Genomic DNA, 19,366 nt, shown 5'->3' with positions numbered 1-19,366 from the left:
AGTTCAAAGTATAAAACTAAACCTCACCTGCCTGTAAAGCGGGTGAGGTTTATACTTTTGATACAAGGCGTCGTAGTTAGACCTTCAACTCCCTGCTCAGGAATTGCTGAAGAACAGCCATGCCAGTACGTAGCTAACCAGCACAAGTCCCACACCCAGCGCAAAAACAGTATAGGCCAGCTTGAGCAGGCGGTATTTCCTGGACAGCACTTTCCCCTGCAGGTAGATGTTGTCGGCCATACTGTTGTAGAGCAGGTTATGGTCGCGCATGATGTTGCGGATGCCATCCCTGTATGTGCCCGGGTCCAGCTGCACGAAGTCTCCGAAGAAGAGAAAGTCGATCTTGTTGTCGGGCATCACGGTGTTCTTGATGTTGGGGCGGGTGGAGCGTATGGCCAGGATGACGGTGACAAGGCAAACTACCGTGAGCAGGATGGAGGGGAGAAGTAAGTGCGGCACGTCCTGGAATTTGCTGAAGAAGGACGATATCATGATGGAGGCGATGATGGCATTCACCGAAATGAGCATGTTGGCCTTGTTGTCGGCTATCACGCTCAGCTGCAGGTGGCTGGCCATGGTGGTCCGGAACATGGTCTCTATCCCTTTGCTCACTTTCTGCTCCTTCTCCTTGCGCAGGTCCTTCTTCAGGCTTTTGTTTTCCTCCCACAAAGTCTCTAGTTCCGCATTTTCTTTACTCAATTCCTTTCGCTTCTTCTTCAGGAGCTTCAGGTTGCTCTCTTTGCCACCGGAGAAAGCGCGCTTAGCGTACCTGGTAAAGTAATAATGCTTTTTCAGGAGGGCGATGTGCCTGTCTATCCAGTCATACTGGCCAAGCTTCGAGCTCGGGTCCGCCGCTTTCTTCTCGGCCCTGGTCACGTAGTCGTCTGCCGCCAGGAAACTGGCAACGGCATCGCAGAGCGCCTCCTCCAGCAGGTCCCGTGGCTGTTGGGGATAGCGTGTGGCGGCTATACTCTGCGAGATCCGCAATATCTCGGCTTTGGTCAGGCCGCAGCTCACCAGGAACTCGGTAACAGGCAGGATCTTTTGCTCCTCCAGCAGATCCCCGTCCTCATTGCAGTACAGGTCGTGGAGCCATGCCGCCAGCATCAGCAGCCTGTTGTCGCGCTCATTGAAGTCACAGAACCTGCTGATGGACTCTGCCACGGCAACCAGACTTTTGGTGTGCTGCAGGTCAAACCCCACCGACTCGTTGGTGCCCTCTATCGGAAGGTGGTGTCCCACAAAGACATTCGCCCTATCCAGAATATCATCCTCTATCATGGTCGCACGGCATTAGGTTAGTACTTGTTCAAAATCACTCAGGGTCCATAACTGCCACTATAAGGAATAAGTAAAGTATAAATGATTGTTAGGTAATTTATGTATACGGTTTCTTTGGTCATAGGTGTGATCCAGTATATTTAGCGGGTGGCGAGGTTTTTAAAGTGTACTGGTGCTCTTCTTCGCACCCACCTCCATGCTGATCGTATTCAGGGCTTAAAGTCTTCCTTCTACCAGACAGACAGGTCTTTTTTCGACTATTATAAAGTAAGCCGACGCAGCAGAAAACATTGGACAGAACTGCAAACAATGTGCTATCCGACAGCATTCATTTTATCTCTGTTGACGTAAATATGAAGTATAAAATATCAATCTGAATTATACCAATAGTATGTAATTGCTTTACAGATGAGCCAAAAAAGACAACTTGCCGCTATCATGTTTACCGATATCGAAGGGTACACTGCTATCATGCAGCAGAATGAGCAGCAGGCATTGGCTCTTAAAAACCGGCACCGCGAGGTGCTGCAGCGCTGTCATCAGCAATACAATGGCCGCATTGTGCAGTACTATGGAGACGGAGCGCTAAGTATGTTTCAGAGCGCTGTGAATGCGGTAGAGTGTGCCCTGGCCATGCAGCTGGCATACCGGCAAGCGCCGCAGGTTCCGGTGCGCATGGGCCTGCACATGGGGGACGTGGTTTTCGATGAGGAGCAACTCTTTGGCGATGGGGTGAACCTGGCTTCCCGCGTGGAGTCTTTGGGCGTGGCCGGCAGCGTGCTGATCTCGGACAAGATCCGGGACGAAGTCCTGAACCACCCGAATATCAAGACATACTCTGTGGGGGCTTATCAGTTCAAGAACGTGGAGCGGAAAGTGGAGGTGTTTGCCCTGGACCACGAAGGCTTGGTGAGACCAGCGCCAGACTCCCTAAACGGGAAGACGGAAATAAAGAAGAAAGCTTCCCTGAGAACCTCTAAAAGGCCGCCCCCCAAAAGTATAGCCGTGCTCCCCCTGGTAAATATGAGCAACGACCCGGAACAGCAGTATTTCAGCGATGGCATTGCCGAGGAGATCATCAACTCACTGTCGAACCTGAAGGACCTGAAAGTGGCCGGCCGCACCTCCTCCTTCAGGTTCGACAGGAATAACGTGGACCTGCGGGAAGTGGGCGAGAAGCTGGGCGTGAGCACAGTGCTGGAAGGAAGCGTGCGCAAGCAGGGCGAGCGCTTCCGCATCACCGTTCAGCTGACCAAGGTAGAGGATGGGTTTCATATCTGGTCGGAGCGTTATGACGGGGACATGCATGATATTTTTGCGGTGCAGGACCAGATCGCGACAGAAATAACAGAGAAAATGAAGGTGACGCTGCTGGGAAAAGGCAAGAGCAAGTTACGCAAAACCTCTACCCATAACTCAGAGGCCTATGAGCTATACCTGAAAGGCAGGTTCTACCTCAACAGGAGGGGCACTTACATCTTAACAGGTATATCATACCTGCAGCAGGCCATCAAACTGGATCCGGATTTTGCCCTGGCACATGCCGAATACGCCGACGCCAACCTTATGGCCGGCCTCTACGGGCTGGTGCCGCCCAACAAGGTGATGCTCAAAGCCAGGCGATCAGCTGAAACGGCCCTTAAGCTGAACCCCCTGCTGTGCGAGACCTACTGTGCCCTTGGGTCCTACTATTGCTACGTCTGGGACTTACCAGAGGCGGAGAGGCATTTCCTCAAGTCGTTGGAGCTCAACCCAAGCTACGCGCCGGCGCACGTCCGCTACGGGCTGAATTACCTGGCCTGGATAAAAGGAGACTTCGCCAAAGCGGAGGAGCATGGTCGGAAGGCCATCAAGTTGGAGCCGCTTAGCGCCATCTGCTTCGGTATCTATGCCCAGATTCTGCACACGGCCGGCAAGTTCGAAGAGGCGCTCGAAGCCTGTAAAACGGGGCTGGAACTGGATGGCAATTCCTTCCTGTGCCTGCTTTATGAGGGCTACTCTTACCTTTTCATGAAGCAATATGAGAAGGCGCTGGCCTGTTTTGAGCGGCTGATGGTGCTTTCAGACAGGCATAACTTCGTGCACGGGGCCCTGGTGATGACACTGAGCAAAATGGGAGACCTGGAGCGCGCACGCCTGGAACTGAGCAACCTCAAGGATCGGGCTGAAAAGGAGTACATTGTGTGCACCGTAATCGGGATTGCGGCCGGTTGGGTAAACGACAGCCTGGATGAGGCTTTTCATTACTTTGAGAGAGGCTACCGGGAGCACGACCCCCTGCTGGTCTCGCTCAGGCACGAGCACTGGGTTTCCGATGCCGTCCGGGCGGACCCGCGCTACCAGAGGCTGCTGGATAAAATGAATTCCCCTAACTTGCCGCGGTCACAGCGCAGGTAGAAGTACCCCGTTTATCAAAAGTATAACCGGCTTAGATAGAGATTTAGCTCACCGTCACGCCTGCCTCGTTTGCTGTTATTCTGGTTTTCCCGCTTAGTCGCTCCCGCTCCATGTGCTGTACTACAAAGTATAAACCGATGCTTACCGCTATGGCAAACACGCTTAGTGTCCACCAAAGTGTATCGAAGCTATACCGGGAGGCAATGGTAGTGCCCAGGTAAGGGGCCACCACGTGCGCTGCCGCATAGGATATAGTATAAAGCCCCAGGTAAGAGCCGCGGTTCCGGTCGTTGGAGCGTTCCACCGAAATAGTAGCCATGAAAGGCATCACCAGAATCTCCGAGAAGCTAAGCAGCACCATGGCCATGTAGAGCAGGGAAGTATGGTGCCCCAGGTTAAGGACCACGAAAGACGAGCCCAGCACCAGCACCCCCGCCGGAATCAGCCACGCCTTCTTTATTTTATCGCCCAGCAGGTACACCAGGATCATCTCGAACAGGAAAACAATGAACCCGTTTAGGGCCAGCAGTGTGCCGATGCGTCCTTCCGGCAGCACATACACCTGGCGGTAGTATAAGGGCAGCGTGGAGAGCAACTGGAAAAACAGGATGGCAAAGCCGCAGTTAAGCAGAATGAAGACCAGGTACATGCCGTCGGTATAAGGCGAGCGCACCTTTTCTGTGACAGCCGCAGCGGTAGCTGCTGCCTTTTGCGGTTTGTGCCCCTGCCGTTTCCGGAAGTAAATAAAGAAGAACAGGCCCGCCATCATGGAGGCGACCCCATCTCCGATAAACAGATATTTGTAAGAGATGGCAGCCACCAGGCCGCCAATCGCCGGGCCGATGGAGAAGCCCAAGTTCAGGGCCATCCGGTTTAAGGAAAAAGCCCTGGTTACGTTTTCGGGCCTGGCGTAATGTGCAATGGAGGCGGAGTTGGCGGGGCGAAGCATGTCGTTTACCAGGCTAAGTATAAATACGCCCGCCGCAATGTACTGGAACTCCTCCAGAAACAGGAACATGAAGTATAAACTGCCCCCCACGGTAAGGCTAAACAGCTGCACCTTAAAATGCCCGATCTTATCGGTTAGCCAGCCCCCCAGGAACGAGCCGCTCACGGCGCCAAGCCCGTAAATGCTAAGTATAATACCGGCCTCCTTTAAAGTATAACCAAGCGACTCTGTGAGGTAAACCCCCAGGAAAGGTATTACCATGGCACCGCTCCTGTTGATGAACATAATGAGCGAGAGCATCCAGGCAGGGCGGGAGAGGCCGCCGAAGGCATTGCGGTAGAGGAGAAGAACTTTTTTCATAGCAGTGGCCCCAACGAATGGGGAGATGGCAAATGTATGGGTTCGGCGGGATATTCTAGTTGCTGCTCACCTAAAAGTATAAGCCCCTCGCAAGTATAAACCAGGAGGGGCTTTTGTGGTGCTTAACTGAACACTAAGAGCGGTAGCAAATTGAGGAGGAGATTGAACACAACTAACGCTGTTGTGATCCTCCGCTCCCCAATGCTTACTTGGTGTTAAAGTGGTTCATGGTGCGCTCCAGCCCGATGGTACCGAAGGAGACCACCGACTCCGCGGCTTTCTCAATCAGCGTCTGTAGTTCGGGGAGCTCGTCCTCACCGAACTTGCTCAGCACATAGTCTACCTGCTTGCCTTTGTGGAAGGAGTCGCCGACACCGAAGCGCAGGCGCGGGTAGTTGTTGTGCCCCAGCGTTTGCTCAATGTGCTTCAAGCCGTTGTGCCCGCCGGCGCTGCCTTTGGCACGTATGCGCATCTTCCCGAAAGGCAGGGCAATGTCATCGGTAATCACCATCATCTGGTCTACAGGCAGCTTCAGGGAGTTTAGCCAGTGGCCAACTGCTTTCCCGCTCAGGTTCATGTAAGTAGTGGGCTTTACCAGTACAAAGGTGCGGCCCTTGGTTTTAATCTCCGTTACAAAGGCATGGCGCCCTGAGTCGAAGCTGGCTTCATGTTTTTTGGCCAGGTAGTCCAGCACCATAAAGCCAATGTTGTGGCGTGTCTCTGCATACTCCGGGCCGATGTTACCGAGGCCCACGATCAGGTATTTCATACTTGTATCTTCAGCCGTGGCGGGAGCCGCAGGGGAGAGGCCCAGCCACTTTTTTATACTTTGAAAGGTTGAGTTGCTCAATTGTTGATTGCTAATTGTTTTATTGCTCAATGACTAAACGGTGGTCTGAACTACAAATCCCACTGATCCGGGGGGCCTGTAAATCCTTTGTGATGGGTAATTCTATACCATCACCGGTCCGGCAATTTAGCCAATTAACAATATACCTTAACAAAAAATCCTGCCCCGCATAGCGCAGGACAGGACTTTTGAGAATATTCTGAGCTGTGGCTCAAAAAATTACTTCTTGCCACGAGCTTCCTCAGCCTGTGCACTCTTAAGGGCACGCGGAATCGTTACTGTAGCGATTGGAGCGTTCGGGTTTGTTAGGATTTCGTAGTTCTCCGGCTGGATTTTAGAAACCTTGATAGACTTACCAAGCTCCAGGTCAGAGATGTTTACCTCTACGAAATCTGGCAGGTTAGCAGGAAGCGCCTTGATCTTGATAGAACGCAGCTTCGTTACCAGCTTACCACCGGCCAATACACCAGGAGAAACACCAACAAACTTAACAGGCACATCGATTTTTACTTCCTTGTCGTCCTGCAGCTCCAGAAGGTCAACGTGCAGCAGCATCTCGTTCACTGGGTGGAACTGAGCATCCTGAAGGATAGCGCGGTAGTGAGTACCCTCAATGTTCAGGTCTACCTCGTGTACCTCTGGTGTGTAGATCAGTTCGCGGAACATGATGGCAGGAGTGTAGAAGTGCACTTGCTCCTTGCCGCCATACAGCACGCCTGGTACATAAGACTCATTGCGCAGTTCTTTGGATTGCTGCTTGCCGAGATTTGCTCTTTTAAACCCTATAATCTCTAACGTTTTCATAAAATTGTTTTGTTAAAATATATCGCTACAAAAGTATAGCCTTTTTCGTTAAGCGTTGCTGGTTAACCGTTGATCGTATTCTGAGAGCGAATAACGGATAACGGGTAACAAACAACTAAATAAACAGCGAGCTGATCGACTCGTGCGTTACCACGTTGTTGATCGCCCTTGCGAACAGGTCTGCAAAAGACAGCACTCTGATCTTGGAGCTCTGCTGCTTCAGCGGAATCGTGTCCGACACTACCAGCTCCTCCAGCACCGAGTTCTCGATACGCTCGTAGGCAGGGCCTGAGAGTAACGGGTGCGTGGCAATGGCGCGAACGGTTTTGGCGCCCTTGTCCTTCAGCAGCTCGGCTGCCTTGGTTATCGTTCCGGCCGTATCCACCATGTCGTCTACCAGCACCACGTCCATGCCCTCCACGTCACCAATCACCTGCATCGAGGCGATTTCGTTAGCGCGTTTACGGTGTTTGTCGCAAACAACCATTTCGGCGCCAAAGTTCTTGGCAAAGGCTCTTGTTCTTACCACACCGCCCACGTCAGGCGAAGCGAAGATCAGGTCGTTGCCCAGGTTCAGGCTGCGCAGGTAAGGCACAAAGATGGCTGAACCATCCAGGTGGTCTACCGGAATGTCGAAGAAGCCCTGGATTTGGCCGGCATGCAGGTCGCAGGTCATCAGGCGGTCGGCGCCCACAGACTGGATGGCATTAGCCACCACTTTAGCGCCTATTGACACGCGCGGCTTGTCTTTCCTGTCCTGGCGGGCATAACCGTAGTAAGGCACCACCACAATCACTTTATGGGCCGAGGCACGCTTGGCGGCGTCCACCAGCAGCATCAGTTCCATCAGGTTATCGGCAGGCGGAAACGTAGAAAGTACGATAAACACCTCTGCGCCACGCACTGACTCATTGTAATGCACACCAATCTCCCCGTCGATAAAGCGGGAGATGGTCAGGTCGCCGAGTGGAGTGCCATAAGAGGCAGCTATTTTCTCAGCCAGGTAACGGGATTCTGAACCAGAGAAGATTTTTACTTGTGGCATAATGGTGCTAAAACTATAATAACGGTTGTATTGGGTTTAGTTGATTATGCCCGCAAAGCTACCAAAAATCCTGATGGTAGGCATTAAATATTTCTGATTTTTAACCAGTTACACTTGCCTTACAGGTATAAAAAAAGAACAACACCCGGTTTGAGTGTTGTTCTTTTCAAGTTGTCCGACCAGGGATCGAACCTGGACTCTTCTGAACCAAAATCAGACGTGTTGCCAGTTACACCATCGGACAATCTCCCTGTCTGACATCGGAACCGTGGTTCTTTTGTCGTTTGGTGATGCAAAGATAGAGAGACGATTTTAAACTGCAAACAATTGCCTCAAAATTTTTAGAAATTTTTACTCCGAAATCTGCTTCAGGGCCCTATCATGGTGTTTTTTCGGCCCCGTAACACCCCCTGAAAGCGCTTCTTTTGCGGGCTGACTTAGGCCTTTTTGCCTGCCTAATTTCGTGAGGTTCATGGCCTTATTTTACAGGGCTCATTCATAAACCGGCTGCTTTGCAGGAGCAGTAAAACTTTTCCGCAGTGCTGTAGTTATTTCTGTAAACTTTCCTGCGTCATTCCTGAAGAAGACGCTTTTTTTGCTGAGACTACCATAGAATAGGAGGGGCGCCCTTTCTATATTTTCATCATCAGAGCAAGCGAGTTCTACTCATGTACTTGGAATAAAGTATAAGAAGTGAGAAGCCTAAGTTGGATTTTATAGGCAGGCTTTTGATATATATTATTTTATTTAAATGAAGTGACACCCGGGCAGGTTTTATGCGTAGAGATATTCGCATTAACTGTTATTCTATGCTTCAGCTTATGACTACCATTAACCCTGACATGATTACAACCACTTGTGGACGAGAGCTAGACCTGAGTAGTACTGAACTGGTGATAGAGCGATCTAACAGCTTGTTCAGCTACAACATTCATAAGCTGAAAACGGGGGAGTATATCATCGCGGAGAAATTCTACGCTAACCCATTTAACAACAGGTACATCCTGCTAAATGACGAGCAAATAGAAATGCTGAAGAATTTGTAGGTGAAAGTGCTGATTTACTAAGGTTATCGCTTTATAATCAGGTAAGTAAGTAGTACATTGGCCTGTTTCTTTAAACAGTGTGCCATGTTACGTTCTATACTTTTAATCAGCCTGTGCAGCTTCGCAGGCGTGGCTTCCGGTCCATCGGAAGCCACTATGGAGCAAGTACCTGCCGTTGCGCAGGAGCAAGCCTCCAACTCCCGCCAGACACAAACGGCAAAAGAGAAAAGAAAGAAAATCAAGTCTAAAGATGAGCGCGAGCCCGCCGCCGCGGCCGTTACCTCCACACGCAATGTGGTAAGGGCATCTGTCACACAGCGCAGCCCGGATGGCTATCTTGCCGAGTTGGTAATCATGGATGGCGGCCTGGCCGTCCGCAACCCCCAGGACCTGCAGATGATAGGCAGCAGCGGCAGCCAGATAAGCGACGGTTCCCGCATTATCTTCGAGAACTTCGTACTGCCTTTTGAGGGAACCGTGCGGTTCAAGTCTCCCAACAAAATGAACACCGTTATTTATGAGCGCGTGATAAACTTCAGGATAAACGAGGCCGGGAGTTGGGTAGTGCGTGTTGAGCTTTGACAGGTCGCTTGCTGCGCAATCGTAAGGCGTGCCTGCGCTTGTATGTTTTATCTGGTTTTTTCGTATTGTGCCTTTCCGAGCGGCCTAGGCAGCCAGTGCAAAAGTTTTCAGGTGCTTGCATGGATATAAGAGATTTATACATTAGTTTTGCACCCTGAAATAACTCCGTTATAAAAAGTTAATCAATATAAAAAGTCAGATGGCGAATATTGGCAGAATTACCCAGGTTATCGGTCCGGTTGTGGACGTTAGCTTTGCGGGTGAAAACTCAAAACTACCAAATATTTTGGATGCCCTACAAGTGACGAAAGACAACGGCCAGGTAATTGTGCTGGAGTGTCAGACGCACCTTGGCGAAGACCGCGTACGTACCATTGCGATGGACTCTACCGAAGGTCTTACCCGTGGAGCTGAAGTTGTTGACTTGGGTGGCCCAATCAAAATGCCGACAGGCGAAGGCATCAAAGGCCGCCTTTTCAACGTAATCGGCGAGGCCATTGACGGCATCCAGCAGCCTGTAAGCACAGGTGGTCTGCCAATCCACAGAGCGGCCCCTCGCTTCGAAGACCTGGCTACTTCTTCTGAAGTTCTTTATACAGGTATCAAAGTAATCGACCTGATCGAGCCCTATGCAAAAGGTGGTAAAATCGGTCTTTTCGGTGGTGCCGGTGTAGGTAAAACCGTATTGATCCAGGAGCTGATCAACAACATCGCGAAAGCACACGGTGGTCTTTCTGTATTTGCCGGTGTGGGCGAGCGTACGCGTGAGGGTAACGACCTACTGCGCGAGATGATCGAGGCTGGAATCGTGCGTTACGGTAAAGAGTTCCTGGAGTCGCTGGAGCATGGCGGCTGGGATCTTTCTAAGGTAGACCTCGACGAGCTGAAGGAGTCAAAGGCTACCTTCGTGTTCGGACAGATGAACGAGCCGCCAGGGGCGCGTGCCCGTGTGGCCCTTTCCGGTCTGACGATGGCGGAGTACTACCGCGATGGTGAGCCTGGCTCAAGCGACTCCGGCCGCGACATCCTGTTCTTCGTGGACAACATCTTCCGCTTTACGCAGGCAGGTTCTGAGGTATCGGCCCTTCTGGGACGTATGCCATCTGCGGTAGGTTACCAGCCAACGCTGGCCACTGAGATGGGTGCCATGCAGGAGCGTATTACCTCTACCAAGCGTGGTTCCATTACATCGGTACAGGCCGTTTACGTACCAGCGGACGACTTGACTGACCCGGCCCCGGCGACAACGTTTGCCCACCTGGACGCGACGACCGTACTTTCCCGTAAGATCTCCGAGCTTGGTATCTACCCGGCTGTGGATCCGCTGGATTCAACTTCCCGCATCCTTACGCCAGACGTGGTAGGCGAGGAGCACTACAACACCGCACAGCGCGTGAAAGAGCTGCTGCAGCGCTACAAAGAGCTTCAGGACATCATCGCCATCCTGGGTATGGACGAACTGTCTGACGAGGACAAGTTGGTGGTACACAGAGCGCGCCGTGTGCAGCGTTTCCTGTCTCAGCCATTCCACGTAGCCGAGCAGTTTACAGGCCTGAAAGGTGTACTGGTAGACATCAAAGACACCATCCGTGGCTTTAACGAGATCATGGACGGTAAGCACGACCACCTTCCTGAGTCAGCCTTCAACCTGGTAGGTACCATTGAAGACGCTGTGGCGAAAGGCGAGAAAATGCTGGCCGAAGCAAAATAGGTTTTATAGTTAAAAGTTAAGAGTTAAGAGTTAAAAGTTGGTTCTGCTACAATAACTCATAACTCTTAACTCTAAACTCTTAACTAATAAAGATGTATTTAGAGATAATCACACCTGACAAGAAGGTTTACGCCGGTGAGGTAGAGGCCGCTCAATTCCCGGGAAGCAATGGCTCTTTCGAGGTGCTGGACATGCACGCCCCGCTCATCAGCACCCTTGACAAAGGAAGCATCCGTATCACTACCAACAAAGGGCAGGAGTTCTTTACCGTGGACGGTGGTGTGGTAGAAGTGCTCAACAACAAGATTATTGTACTGGCTGAGTCTGTATCAGCATAACAGCCCGTAACAAAGTATAAACCAAGGCCTCCTGTTCTTTGTGAGCAGGAGGCCTTGGTGTTTTATGAGTATAAGTGGTAAGTGGCTGAGGCCTGCAGTAAAGTATAAGTAGTTAAAACAAGTACTGCGGAAGCGGCAGGATGCTGTCGTAACTGCTTTACAGGAACAAGGCAGAAACTATCTGGTTTATACTTTTAGAGAGGTGAAATCCATCGTTGCCACTCAATAAGTTTAACAGGCACATTCAGGATGATCTTCCAGGTAGGCAAATGTTGCCTTGCAGAGCTTCTCCAGCGTCGGGAGGTGGATGTCTGAGAGCTTTTTAACATAGATACAGGATTTCCCCATTTTATACTTGCCTAAGTCTGCCAACAGGTTTTCACTTTCCTCGCCCGGAGTGTAGACATAAAGCGAGAAAGCTGCTTTACGGGGCGAGAAACCAATCAGAGGGGCTTCCCCTGAATGTCCGCTGGCGTATTTGTAATGATAGTTGCCAAACCCAATAATGGTAGGCCCCCACATCTTGGGCTCAAACCCGGACCATTCCTGCATCAATTCAACCAGGCGCAAACTGTCGGCCTTCTTTTGCTCATTGTCCACGAAGGAGTTGATAAAGTCAAAGACACTTATCCCAGTTACGGTCGTCTTGTTTTTTGCCATAGGTATTTGTTTGGTTCGTAGTTGAAGGTGGTATCGTGCTCTGGCTTGCTAACGTTTATCGAGCATCCGATGAAGGAAGCAGAGCATACAGCCTGAATTTTGTTAGCAAATGCAATTATTCTTCCGAAATGCGATGGGCGATAACTTTCAATTTTTCTTGTGTGTCTTTGTCAATGATATTAAAGTATGTTGGGTAGTATGAGAAGAGGATATCATAAATTAAAGGGTCGCTTTTCTCAAATTGATTAACTAATGTAGCCAAGTTGATTTGCTTTGGGTCGATGAAAATATTCACTCCTACTTCAACATCCTTTTTGCTGAGTTCTATGTAAAGCGAATCTGTCGACTTGAAGAGCTCTGGCTTGTTTAAGCGGAACTCATGGTACAGTCCTTTGGCTACCATGTCAATAAATTCACCCTTAACCAGTATTTTAGTTTCAGCGTTGTGGTATGTATAATTACTTTCAATTACAGTATAGGATTTCGGGTCATAAGGCAATCCTTCTTTCACTTCAAAATTGTCATCCGTTAAAAAGATATGTACCCTTGCACTATCGAATCTATCAACTGAAAGAAATTTTGCAAAAGCTTGATAACTTACCTTCTTCTGCTTATCAGTTAGCACAGAATCTAAATTTGATAGATTGAGATAAAGTAAATAGGAATAGTAGGCAGAATCAATTTTAACACTCTTTACCTTATCGAGCCCCACCCAATTCATGTCTTTTTTTCGTTTACAGCGCGCGAAGTAGTCAGAGATGGAGTCTGCCAACTCTTTACTTACCGAGTCGGTGTAGATAAAAGTGATACCTTCTTTTTCTAACTCCTGCGCGGTGTTACAAGAAAAGCAAACTCCAATCAGGAGAAATAGGTAGAGTTTTTTTTTCATTAATCTACTCATAAATGGCAACTGTAACATAGCAGCAAGCTTACACTTATCCGCCTTATATAAGGAGTCTATACCTAGTCTATAAGTATAAAATTAAAGTCCTAACTAACCGCTATACCTTTACAATATAAAAATTCATCCTTACATTTAGCCATACTTATACTTTTACCCATGCCGAACATTCACCCGAAAACCACCCCGATTTACCAGACCTCTGTTTTCACTTTCGACGACCTGAACGAGCTGGAGTTATACTTCGGGCAGCCGGGGCAAAGCTACATGTACACCCGCTACGGCAACCCCAATACCGATGAGCTGGCGCAGGAGGTGAACAAACTGGAAAGCGGCGTGGGAGCTGTGGTTACCTCTTCGGGTATGTCGGCTATACTGGCGGCTATACTTGCCGTTTGCCAGGCCGGCGACCATGTGCTGTGTGCGGAGGAGATTTACGGTGGCTCGTCGGCGCTGCTGACGCAGGAACTAACGCGGGTGGGCATAGAAGTGAGTTTTGTGCCTACTGCCGATACGTACACTTTAGACAGCTACGTGCGACCAAACACGCGCCTGATGCTGGCCGAAACCATGAGCAACCCCCTGCTGCAGGTGCTCGATATCGCCAGGCTGGCCCAGGAAACGAGCCGGCAAAGTATAAAACTTGTCATCGACAACACGTTTGCCTCACCCATACTCACCAAGCCGCTTACTTTAGGCGCGGACATCGTAATCCACAGTGTAACCAAGTACCTCTCCGGGCACAGCGATGTAACAGCGGGTGTAGTAATATGCCGGGCGCAGGAGGTGCTGCAGCGCGTGCAGAAGGTCATGATGGTGTATGGCCTTAACCTGAGTCCGTTTGAAGGCTGGCTGGCCGCCCGCGGGCTGAAGACGCTGCGCCTGCGCATGAAGCAGCACAGCAGCAACGGCCTGCAGGTTGCCCGGTACCTGCAGCAACACCCGAAAGTGGAAAAAGTATGGTATCCGGGGTTGGAAGAGCATCCGCAGCACGAACTGGCCAAACAACAGGGACAGGGGCTGTTCGGTGGCATGCTCAGTTTCCGGATTAAAGACGAGGCAGAGGCCGTAAATCGTTTTATGCAGGCGCTGCCAACCGTTCCTTTCGCCCCGTCGCTGGCGGGCGTGAACACTTCTATTTCGCATCCCTTAGGAACCTCGCACCGATCCCTAACCCCTGAGCAACAGCAGAAATTGGGTATAACAGTGGGGGTGATTCGTTTTTCGACAGGGATTGAGGAGCTGGAGGAGCTGATTGCGGAGCTGGAGACTGCCTTGGCGGTAGTATAGCAGGGAGAAGCTATCTCTGGCGTAAGCGTAGGCTTGTGCCTTTGCTATACAGCAAGTATAGACTGTCCCTTTGAGGACAAGTGAGAACGGGAGTTCGAAACTTGCGAGCAAAGCTCAATAGGGGTGTTTATACTTTGGCTATGAAACTTATACTTCAGCCCTCGCTGGCGCGAGTTTGCAACTCGTGCCTATTATGATGTTGGGTTTGTAACCCAACTGGCTTGAAAAGCCAATATTCTATACTTTCAGCTATACTTTTATACTTGCCGGTTTATACTTTCATAGCCGCTGTTTCCTTCAGCTTGAAACAAGCTATACTTCCAAACCACCGTTCATCCTCTAGTTCCCACCAACCTACAGTTGCATAGCATACTTTCTACCCTCCCAGGCCGGGAGGTCTCGCCTTCGGGCATCGCGCTGTCTACATTTCCTTTGCTGCCCTTCGGTCGCAATGCCCTTGGCGGGCACCGGAAATCTACAAGGCGCTCAACCTAAAGGCTGGGAATCATTCGATAGCTCCTGCTGACGGAGCTTCAGCAAAAGTCCCCCTTTGAAGGGGGTAGGGGGATGATAGTCGCTTGCCGAGAAGAGGGCTAGGAACAGACTAGCCCGCTACGGCTAATGCTGTCATCTCGACCTTCGGGAGAGATCTGACTATAATTCCCGATAGATCTCTCGCGCTGCTCGAGATGACAGGGAATGATTAAAGACCAGACTGTCCCCTCGAGGGGACCATAGGGGTGTTTACACTCTAACTATAAAACTTGTACTCCGGCCAAAGTTGTCACAAACTCCCCGCCTTAGCTAAGGAGGTGTAGGGGTGGTTGGACCCGGTACTGCAAAAACAGCTGACATAATATCCACTATATCCCCCACATACTTCCTTACACTACCTCCAGCAGCCGCCTCAGGTGCTTCACTACCTTATCCAGTTCCTCCTCCGTCAGGTTGCTGCTGCTGGGCAGGCAGAGGCCGCGCTCGAAGAGCTTTCCGCTGAGGTTATTGCCTGTGTAAGGGTGGTGCTGGAAGAGCGGCTGCAGGTGCATGGGCTTCCAGAGTGGGCGCGTTTCGATGTTCTCCTCCTCCAGGGCCAGGCGTATACTTTCGGGCGTGTGCGGCTCGGGTAGCAGCACGGTGGTAAGCCAGCGGTTGGTGTAGCAGATTTTAGGCTCCGCCATAAATTCCAGTCCTTCTATGTGGCCCAGTTGCTGCTTGTAGAAGTGGAAAATATCGCGACGCTGCTTAATGCGCTTCTCCAGTACCTCCAGTTGCCCACGCCCGATGCCGGCGCTGATGTTGCTCATGCGGTAGTTATAGCCCATCTGGGAGTGCTCGTAATAAGGAGCCGGGTCTTTGGCCTGGGTGGCCAGAAAGCGTGCCTGCTCTACGAGTTGCTCATCCTCCGAGATAAGCGCGCCGCCTCCGGAGGTGGTGATGATTTTGTTGCCGTTGAAGGAGAAGATACCCGCCTTGCCGAAAGTGCCCACCTGATGGCCGCTGTAGCGCGAGCCCAGGGCCTCTGCCGCATCCTCAATCACCGGTATTCCAAACTCATCCGCTATTGCCATAATCTCCTTCAGCTTGGCAGGCATGCCATAAAGGTGCACAAGCACAATAGCAGCTAGTCGTTTGCCCTGGCGCTGGCGGTCGGTAATGGCTGCGCGCAATGCTTCAGGATCCATGTTCCACGTGTCGGGCTCGCTCTCTACAAACACGGGGCTAGCTCCCAAGTATAAAATAGGGTTGGCCGATGCCACGAAGGTAAAGGTAGAGCAGAGCACCTCGTCGCCGGGTTTAACCCCCACCACTTGCAGGGCCAGGTGCAGGGCGGCGGTGCCGGAGCTGAGGGCAACGGCATGGCGGGCATTGGTGTGCTGGCAGATATCGTGCTCAAAGCCAGGCAGGTTAGGGCCAGTCGTCGACACCCAGTTGTCTTCTATGGCTTTAAGCGCATAGTTTTTCTCGTGCCCGCCCATGTGCGGCGCCGAAAGGAAAATACGTCCTGGCCTGTAGTTCATAAGTATAAATTGTGGCTTGTGGCTTCTGTAACCTGAAGCTTTGGATTAAGTGTTGCCATACACTGATTCTTGCCTGAGGCGATGCCGCTACTCATAGGGGGCGTGTTACCGCTTTCTCAAGATACAGATTATGTGTACGCTATAATCGATTTATACTATATAAATGCGAAGAGGTTTTAGCCTTCACCACCTTTTCAGCGTAATTTTATAGATTGCAACCTGTAATGCACCACTCAGACAATGCTCAACTTCCCGAACGCTAAAATAAACCTTGGCCTGTATGTAACGGAGAAACGCCCTGACGGCTTCCATAACCTGCAAACCTGCTTCTACCCGGTGCGCTGGTGTGATGCCCTGGAAATACTGCCCTCGGAGCAACTGCAGTTTGATATGACGGGGCTGCCTGTGCCGGGAAATCCCGATACGAACCTGTGCCTGAAAGCCTACAAGCTGCTGCAGCAGGATTATGACCTGCCGCCCGTGCACATGCACCTGCACAAAGTAATTCCCATGGGAGCGGGGTTAGGGGGAGGATCCGCCGATGCCGCCTTTGCGCTGCGCATCCTGAACCAGTTGTTTGAACTGGGGCTTGAGGAGGAGGCGCTGGAGGACTATGCCCGCCAGCTCGGCTCTGATTGCGCCTTCTTTATCCGCAACAAGCCCGTGGTGGCCACCGGGCGGGGCGACATTTTCACGCCGATTAGCCTGGATCTAAGCGGTTATACTTGCGTGATAGTGCATCCCGGCATTCATATTACCACGGCAGAGGCTTACGGAAGTATAAAACCGCAACAGCCGTCCTGCACTATGGAGATGCTTCTGAAGCAGGATGTGAAAGTATGGAAGGAGGTGCTGAAGAATGACTTCGAGGAAGCCCTGTTCCCGAAGTACCCGGAGCTGCCGCGGCTAAAGGAGCAGCTGTATGAGGCCGGGGCCTCTTATGCTGCCATGACGGGCTCGGGCTCTGCGGTGTATGGCTTGTTTAAGGAGGCTCCGGCTAACTTAATTTTTCCCGCCCATTACGCTGTCTGGCAGGGGCTGCTGTAGTCTTTTCTTGCGGCGTTTCTCCAGGATGTCCAGCACCGGGTAGATAAACACGCTCAGCAGGATAACCGCAGTGCCTATGTAAAATCCTCCCGACATCTGCTCGCCCTCGTTAAAGATAAACCAGGCCAGGATGATGCCATACACCGGCTCCAGGTTCACGGTCAGGTTAACCGTGTAGGCCGAGATGCGCTGCATCAGGCGCACAGAGGCTGTATAGGCATATACCGTACACACCAGCGAAAGTATAAGCAGGCAAATCCAGTCTACCAGGTTCAGGCTGAAGTCCAGGCTGCCCGTGTCAGTCAGGTAGGCCGTGTATAGCGGGAAGAACAGCACCGTGCCCAGAAAGGCGCCCCCCATCTCGTACATGGTAATGGTCGTAGAAGGGATTTTCTTTACCAGGTTGGCGTTGAGGATGGTAAAAATGGAGCCCATCAAGGCCGCCGTAATCGCCATGATAATGCCCAGTACACTGTCGAAGCTGGTTTCGTGCTGGAAGATGATGTAGAGCCCCATGATGACCAGCAGCGCCAGGAAAATCTCGTGCGGCTTTATCCTTCCCTTATTAAACACTGGTTCCAGAATGGCCGTCCAGAGGCTGCTGGTAGCCAAGCCCACCAGGCTGATGGAAACAGAAGCTACCCGCGCTGCGGCAAAGAACAGTATCCAGTGAGCGGCTATGATCACGCCAATCCCCATCAGTTTTAAGGCCACGCTGCGGTTTATCCAAAGCGGGGCGCCGGTTCTGTAAACAATAGCCCCTAACGCCAGGGCCGTGATAATCGTGCGCAGGGCCACCAACTCTACTGCGGGTATTGTTATCAGCTTGCCAAGTATGGCCGTGAAGCCCCACAGGAAAATGACGAAGTGGAGCTCAATAAAATCTTTAAGACGTGGCATTTAGCGCGGAATGTAACGGTATAACAGGAAACCAATGCCCGTAAACACAATAGACGGAATCCAGGCGGCGATCTGCGGGGCAATATCGCCCACCTGCGCCAGACTTCGGCTCGTGATCACGAAGATGATGAAAATAAAGGCAAGCAGGAAGCCGAGCGCAATCTGGAAGCCCACCCCGCCGCGTGCCTTGCGCGCACTCACTATCACACCGATAACGGTAAGGATGATGATGGTAAACGGGTAGCTGAAGCGCTCATACTTCTCTATCAGGTAGGTTTCTATGTCGTCGGCCCCGCGCGATATTTTCTCGTCTATGTAGTCGTTGAGCTGCGTCAGCGTCAGGGTTTGCTCCAGCTTGTAGGTGCTCTCAAAATCCTTGGGCCACATGTTCAGCGTGGTGTCCAGGTTGGTGCCTTTGTAGATGGTCTCTTTCTCGCCGTCGAAGGTGCGCAGCGTGTACTGGTTGATGTGCCATTTCTCTTTCTCGGCATTCCAGGAGATGCTGCTGGAGGTGAGCTTCTGGCGCAGGTTGGTGCCGTTGATCGTCTCCATGGCGAAGTTGTAGCCGATGTGCGCCGAGTTGTTGTAGCTCTCCATGTACACATAGGTCTCCGGCCCGATTTTGATGTGGATGTTGCGGCTGTCGTAGGTAAAGGGGCTCTTGATATACTTCACCTGGAAAGCCACACTCTTCTTATTTGCGTTCGGGATGACCCAGCCGATGAGCACAAAGATGATGGCCCCGATCAGAGTAGAACCGATGATGTAGGGCACCAGAAAGCGCCTGAAGCTGATGCCGCTGCTCAGGATAGCCACAATCTCAGTGTGCGAGGCCAGCTTGGCCGTCACAAAGACCGTGGCGATAAACACCGTGATCGGGCTGAGCATGTTGGCGTAGAACGGGATCAGGTTGAGGTAGTAGTCAAAGATGATCTCGCCTATGCTTGGGTTGGTCTTGATGAAGTCGTCGTTTTTCTCGGTGAAATCAATCACGAGAATAACGGCCACCATGATCAGCACCGTGAACACATAGGTGGTCAGGAACTTCTTCAGTATGTACTTATCGAGGAGCTTCAACGCTACGCTTTAGTTTAGAGTTAAGAGTTATGAGTTAAGAGTTTCTGTGTGATGATAGTTAGAAGCAGGCAAATAATGATAAATCAAACCAACTATTAACTTTAAACTCT

Annotated in this window: 17 protein-coding genes and 1 tRNA gene; 7 read left to right on the top strand and 11 right to left on the bottom strand. The window is 51.2% G+C overall.

Going from position 1 to position 19,366, the window contains the following annotated elements:
- Nucleotides 1-96: 96 nt before the first annotated feature.
- Nucleotides 97-1,281 carry a Pycsar system effector family protein gene (locus tag C8N40_RS09445; RefSeq protein ID WP_108211533.1) on the bottom strand — a complete coding sequence of 395 codons (1,185 nt, stop codon included), beginning with the start codon at nt 1,279-1,281 and terminating at the stop codon, nt 97-99.
- A 408-nt stretch (nt 1,282-1,689) separates the two neighbouring features.
- On the opposite strand from C8N40_RS09445, the gene C8N40_RS09440 reads away from it, so the two are divergent.
- Complete coding sequence (locus C8N40_RS09440) at nt 1,690-3,678, top strand: adenylate/guanylate cyclase domain-containing protein (protein ID WP_108211532.1); 1,989 nt, start codon at nt 1,690-1,692, stop codon at nt 3,676-3,678.
- A 43-nt stretch (nt 3,679-3,721) separates the two neighbouring features.
- Here the strand turns inward: C8N40_RS09440 and C8N40_RS09435 are convergent, their stop codons facing one another.
- From C8N40_RS09435 to C8N40_RS09415, 5 genes are all read right to left on the bottom strand, one after another.
- Nucleotides 3,722-4,987, bottom strand: coding sequence for an MFS transporter (locus tag C8N40_RS09435; protein WP_108211531.1), 1,266 nt, complete (start codon nt 4,985-4,987; stop codon nt 3,722-3,724).
- Nucleotides 4,988-5,192: 205 nt separating this feature from the next.
- Nucleotides 5,193-5,756: an aminoacyl-tRNA hydrolase gene (pth, locus tag C8N40_RS09430; protein ID WP_108211761.1), complete on the bottom strand. Its 564-nt coding sequence runs from the start codon at nt 5,754-5,756 to the stop codon at nt 5,193-5,195.
- Between the two features lie 300 nt (nt 5,757-6,056).
- On the bottom strand, nt 6,057-6,641 hold the full coding sequence (locus C8N40_RS09425) for a 50S ribosomal protein L25/general stress protein Ctc (RefSeq protein WP_108211530.1): 585 nt from the start codon (nt 6,639-6,641) through the stop codon (nt 6,057-6,059).
- A gap of 115 nt (nt 6,642-6,756) precedes the next feature.
- A complete protein-coding gene (locus tag C8N40_RS09420) occupies nt 6,757-7,686 on the bottom strand; it encodes a ribose-phosphate pyrophosphokinase (RefSeq protein ID WP_108211529.1) in 930 nt (309 codons plus the stop codon).
- A 171-nt stretch (nt 7,687-7,857) separates the two neighbouring features.
- A tRNA-Gln gene (locus tag C8N40_RS09415) sits at nt 7,858-7,930 on the bottom strand.
- A gap of 565 nt (nt 7,931-8,495) precedes the next feature.
- Here C8N40_RS09415 and C8N40_RS09410 point away from each other — a divergent pair.
- The 4 genes from C8N40_RS09410 to atpC all read left to right on the top strand — a co-directional run bounded on the left by C8N40_RS09410 (nt 8,496) and on the right by atpC (nt 11,363).
- Nucleotides 8,496-8,732: a hypothetical protein gene (locus C8N40_RS09410; RefSeq protein ID WP_108211528.1), complete on the top strand. Its 237-nt coding sequence runs from the start codon at nt 8,496-8,498 to the stop codon at nt 8,730-8,732.
- Nucleotides 8,733-8,816: 84 nt separating this feature from the next.
- On the top strand, nt 8,817-9,314 hold the full coding sequence (locus C8N40_RS09405) for a hypothetical protein (RefSeq protein WP_108211527.1): 498 nt from the start codon (nt 8,817-8,819) through the stop codon (nt 9,312-9,314).
- 199 nt (nt 9,315-9,513) lie between these two features.
- Entirely contained in the window at nt 9,514-11,025 is a 1,512-nt protein-coding gene (gene atpD, locus C8N40_RS09400) for a F0F1 ATP synthase subunit beta (RefSeq protein WP_108211526.1), read from the top strand.
- A 92-nt stretch (nt 11,026-11,117) separates the two neighbouring features.
- On the top strand, nt 11,118-11,363 hold the full coding sequence (atpC, locus tag C8N40_RS09395) for an ATP synthase F1 subunit epsilon (protein WP_108211525.1): 246 nt from the start codon (nt 11,118-11,120) through the stop codon (nt 11,361-11,363).
- 231 nt (nt 11,364-11,594) lie between these two features.
- On the opposite strand, the gene C8N40_RS09390 is transcribed toward atpC, so the two are convergent.
- Together C8N40_RS09390 and C8N40_RS09385 are read right to left on the bottom strand one after the other, a co-directional pair.
- Nucleotides 11,595-12,023, bottom strand: a complete 429-nt coding sequence (locus C8N40_RS09390; RefSeq protein WP_108211524.1) for a DUF1801 domain-containing protein — start codon at nt 12,021-12,023, stop codon at nt 11,595-11,597.
- A gap of 115 nt (nt 12,024-12,138) precedes the next feature.
- Complete coding sequence (locus C8N40_RS09385) at nt 12,139-12,912, bottom strand: hypothetical protein (protein WP_146173542.1); 774 nt, start codon at nt 12,910-12,912, stop codon at nt 12,139-12,141.
- Between the two features lie 171 nt (nt 12,913-13,083).
- On the opposite strand from C8N40_RS09385, the gene C8N40_RS09380 reads away from it, so the two are divergent.
- Complete coding sequence (locus tag C8N40_RS09380; protein ID WP_108211522.1) at nt 13,084-14,214, top strand: trans-sulfuration enzyme family protein; 1,131 nt, start codon at nt 13,084-13,086, stop codon at nt 14,212-14,214.
- Between the two features lie 884 nt (nt 14,215-15,098).
- Here C8N40_RS09380 and C8N40_RS09375 read toward each other — a convergent pair.
- The gene (locus tag C8N40_RS09375) at nt 15,099-16,232 is read right to left on the bottom strand and encodes an aminotransferase class I/II-fold pyridoxal phosphate-dependent enzyme (protein ID WP_108211521.1); all 1,134 of its coding nucleotides are present in this window, start codon (nt 16,230-16,232) and stop codon (nt 15,099-15,101) included.
- Between the two features lie 240 nt (nt 16,233-16,472).
- Here C8N40_RS09375 and ispE point away from each other — a divergent pair, with 240 nt between their 5' ends.
- Nucleotides 16,473-17,279: a 4-(cytidine 5'-diphospho)-2-C-methyl-D-erythritol kinase gene (gene ispE / locus C8N40_RS09370; RefSeq protein ID WP_108211520.1), complete on the top strand. Its 807-nt coding sequence runs from the start codon at nt 16,473-16,475 to the stop codon at nt 17,277-17,279.
- On the opposite strand, the gene C8N40_RS09365 is transcribed toward ispE, so the two are convergent.
- Entirely contained in the window at nt 17,235-18,179 is a 945-nt protein-coding gene (locus C8N40_RS09365) for a DMT family transporter (RefSeq protein ID WP_108211519.1), read from the bottom strand. The two genes, ispE and C8N40_RS09365, sit on opposite strands and share 45 nt — an antisense overlap.
- Complete coding sequence (locus C8N40_RS09360) at nt 18,180-19,256, bottom strand: LptF/LptG family permease (protein WP_108211518.1); 1,077 nt, start codon at nt 19,254-19,256, stop codon at nt 18,180-18,182.
- Between the last annotated feature and the right edge of the window lie 110 nt (nt 19,257-19,366).

It is taken from the genome of Pontibacter mucosus (assembly GCF_003054055.1).
Classification (GTDB): Bacteria; Bacteroidota; Bacteroidia; order Cytophagales; family Hymenobacteraceae; genus Pontibacter; species Pontibacter mucosus.
The sequence above is the reverse complement of the archived record's forward strand: the minus strand, read 5'-3'. Positions and strand labels throughout refer to the sequence as shown.

Excerpts from the sequence above, each read along its gene's own strand:
- C8N40_RS09445 (WP_108211533.1), bottom strand. The coding sequence starts at position 1,281 with ATGATAGAGGATGATATTCTGGATAGGGCGAATGTCTTTGTGGGACAC.
- C8N40_RS09440 (WP_108211532.1), top strand. The coding sequence starts at position 1,690 with ATGAGCCAAAAAAGACAACTTGCCGCTATCATGTTTACCGATATCGAA.
- C8N40_RS09435 (WP_108211531.1), bottom strand. The coding sequence starts at position 4,987 with ATGAAAAAAGTTCTTCTCCTCTACCGCAATGCCTTCGGCGGCCTCTCC.
- pth (WP_108211761.1), bottom strand. The coding sequence starts at position 5,756 with ATGAAATACCTGATCGTGGGCCTCGGTAACATCGGCCCGGAGTATGCA.
- C8N40_RS09425 (WP_108211530.1), bottom strand. The coding sequence starts at position 6,641 with ATGAAAACGTTAGAGATTATAGGGTTTAAAAGAGCAAATCTCGGCAAG.
- C8N40_RS09420 (WP_108211529.1), bottom strand. The coding sequence starts at position 7,686 with ATGCCACAAGTAAAAATCTTCTCTGGTTCAGAATCCCGTTACCTGGCT.
- C8N40_RS09410 (WP_108211528.1), top strand. The coding sequence starts at position 8,496 with ATGCTTCAGCTTATGACTACCATTAACCCTGACATGATTACAACCACT.
- C8N40_RS09405 (WP_108211527.1), top strand. The coding sequence starts at position 8,817 with ATGTTACGTTCTATACTTTTAATCAGCCTGTGCAGCTTCGCAGGCGTG.
- atpD (WP_108211526.1), top strand. The coding sequence starts at position 9,514 with ATGGCGAATATTGGCAGAATTACCCAGGTTATCGGTCCGGTTGTGGAC.
- atpC (WP_108211525.1), top strand. The coding sequence starts at position 11,118 with ATGTATTTAGAGATAATCACACCTGACAAGAAGGTTTACGCCGGTGAG.
- C8N40_RS09390 (WP_108211524.1), bottom strand. The coding sequence starts at position 12,023 with ATGGCAAAAAACAAGACGACCGTAACTGGGATAAGTGTCTTTGACTTT.
- C8N40_RS09385 (WP_146173542.1), bottom strand. The coding sequence starts at position 12,912 with ATGAAAAAAAAACTCTACCTATTTCTCCTGATTGGAGTTTGCTTTTCT.
- C8N40_RS09380 (WP_108211522.1), top strand. The coding sequence starts at position 13,084 with ATGCCGAACATTCACCCGAAAACCACCCCGATTTACCAGACCTCTGTT.
- C8N40_RS09375 (WP_108211521.1), bottom strand. The coding sequence starts at position 16,232 with ATGAACTACAGGCCAGGACGTATTTTCCTTTCGGCGCCGCACATGGGC.
- ispE (WP_108211520.1), top strand. The coding sequence starts at position 16,473 with ATGCTCAACTTCCCGAACGCTAAAATAAACCTTGGCCTGTATGTAACG.
- C8N40_RS09365 (WP_108211519.1), bottom strand. The coding sequence starts at position 18,179 with ATGCCACGTCTTAAAGATTTTATTGAGCTCCACTTCGTCATTTTCCTG.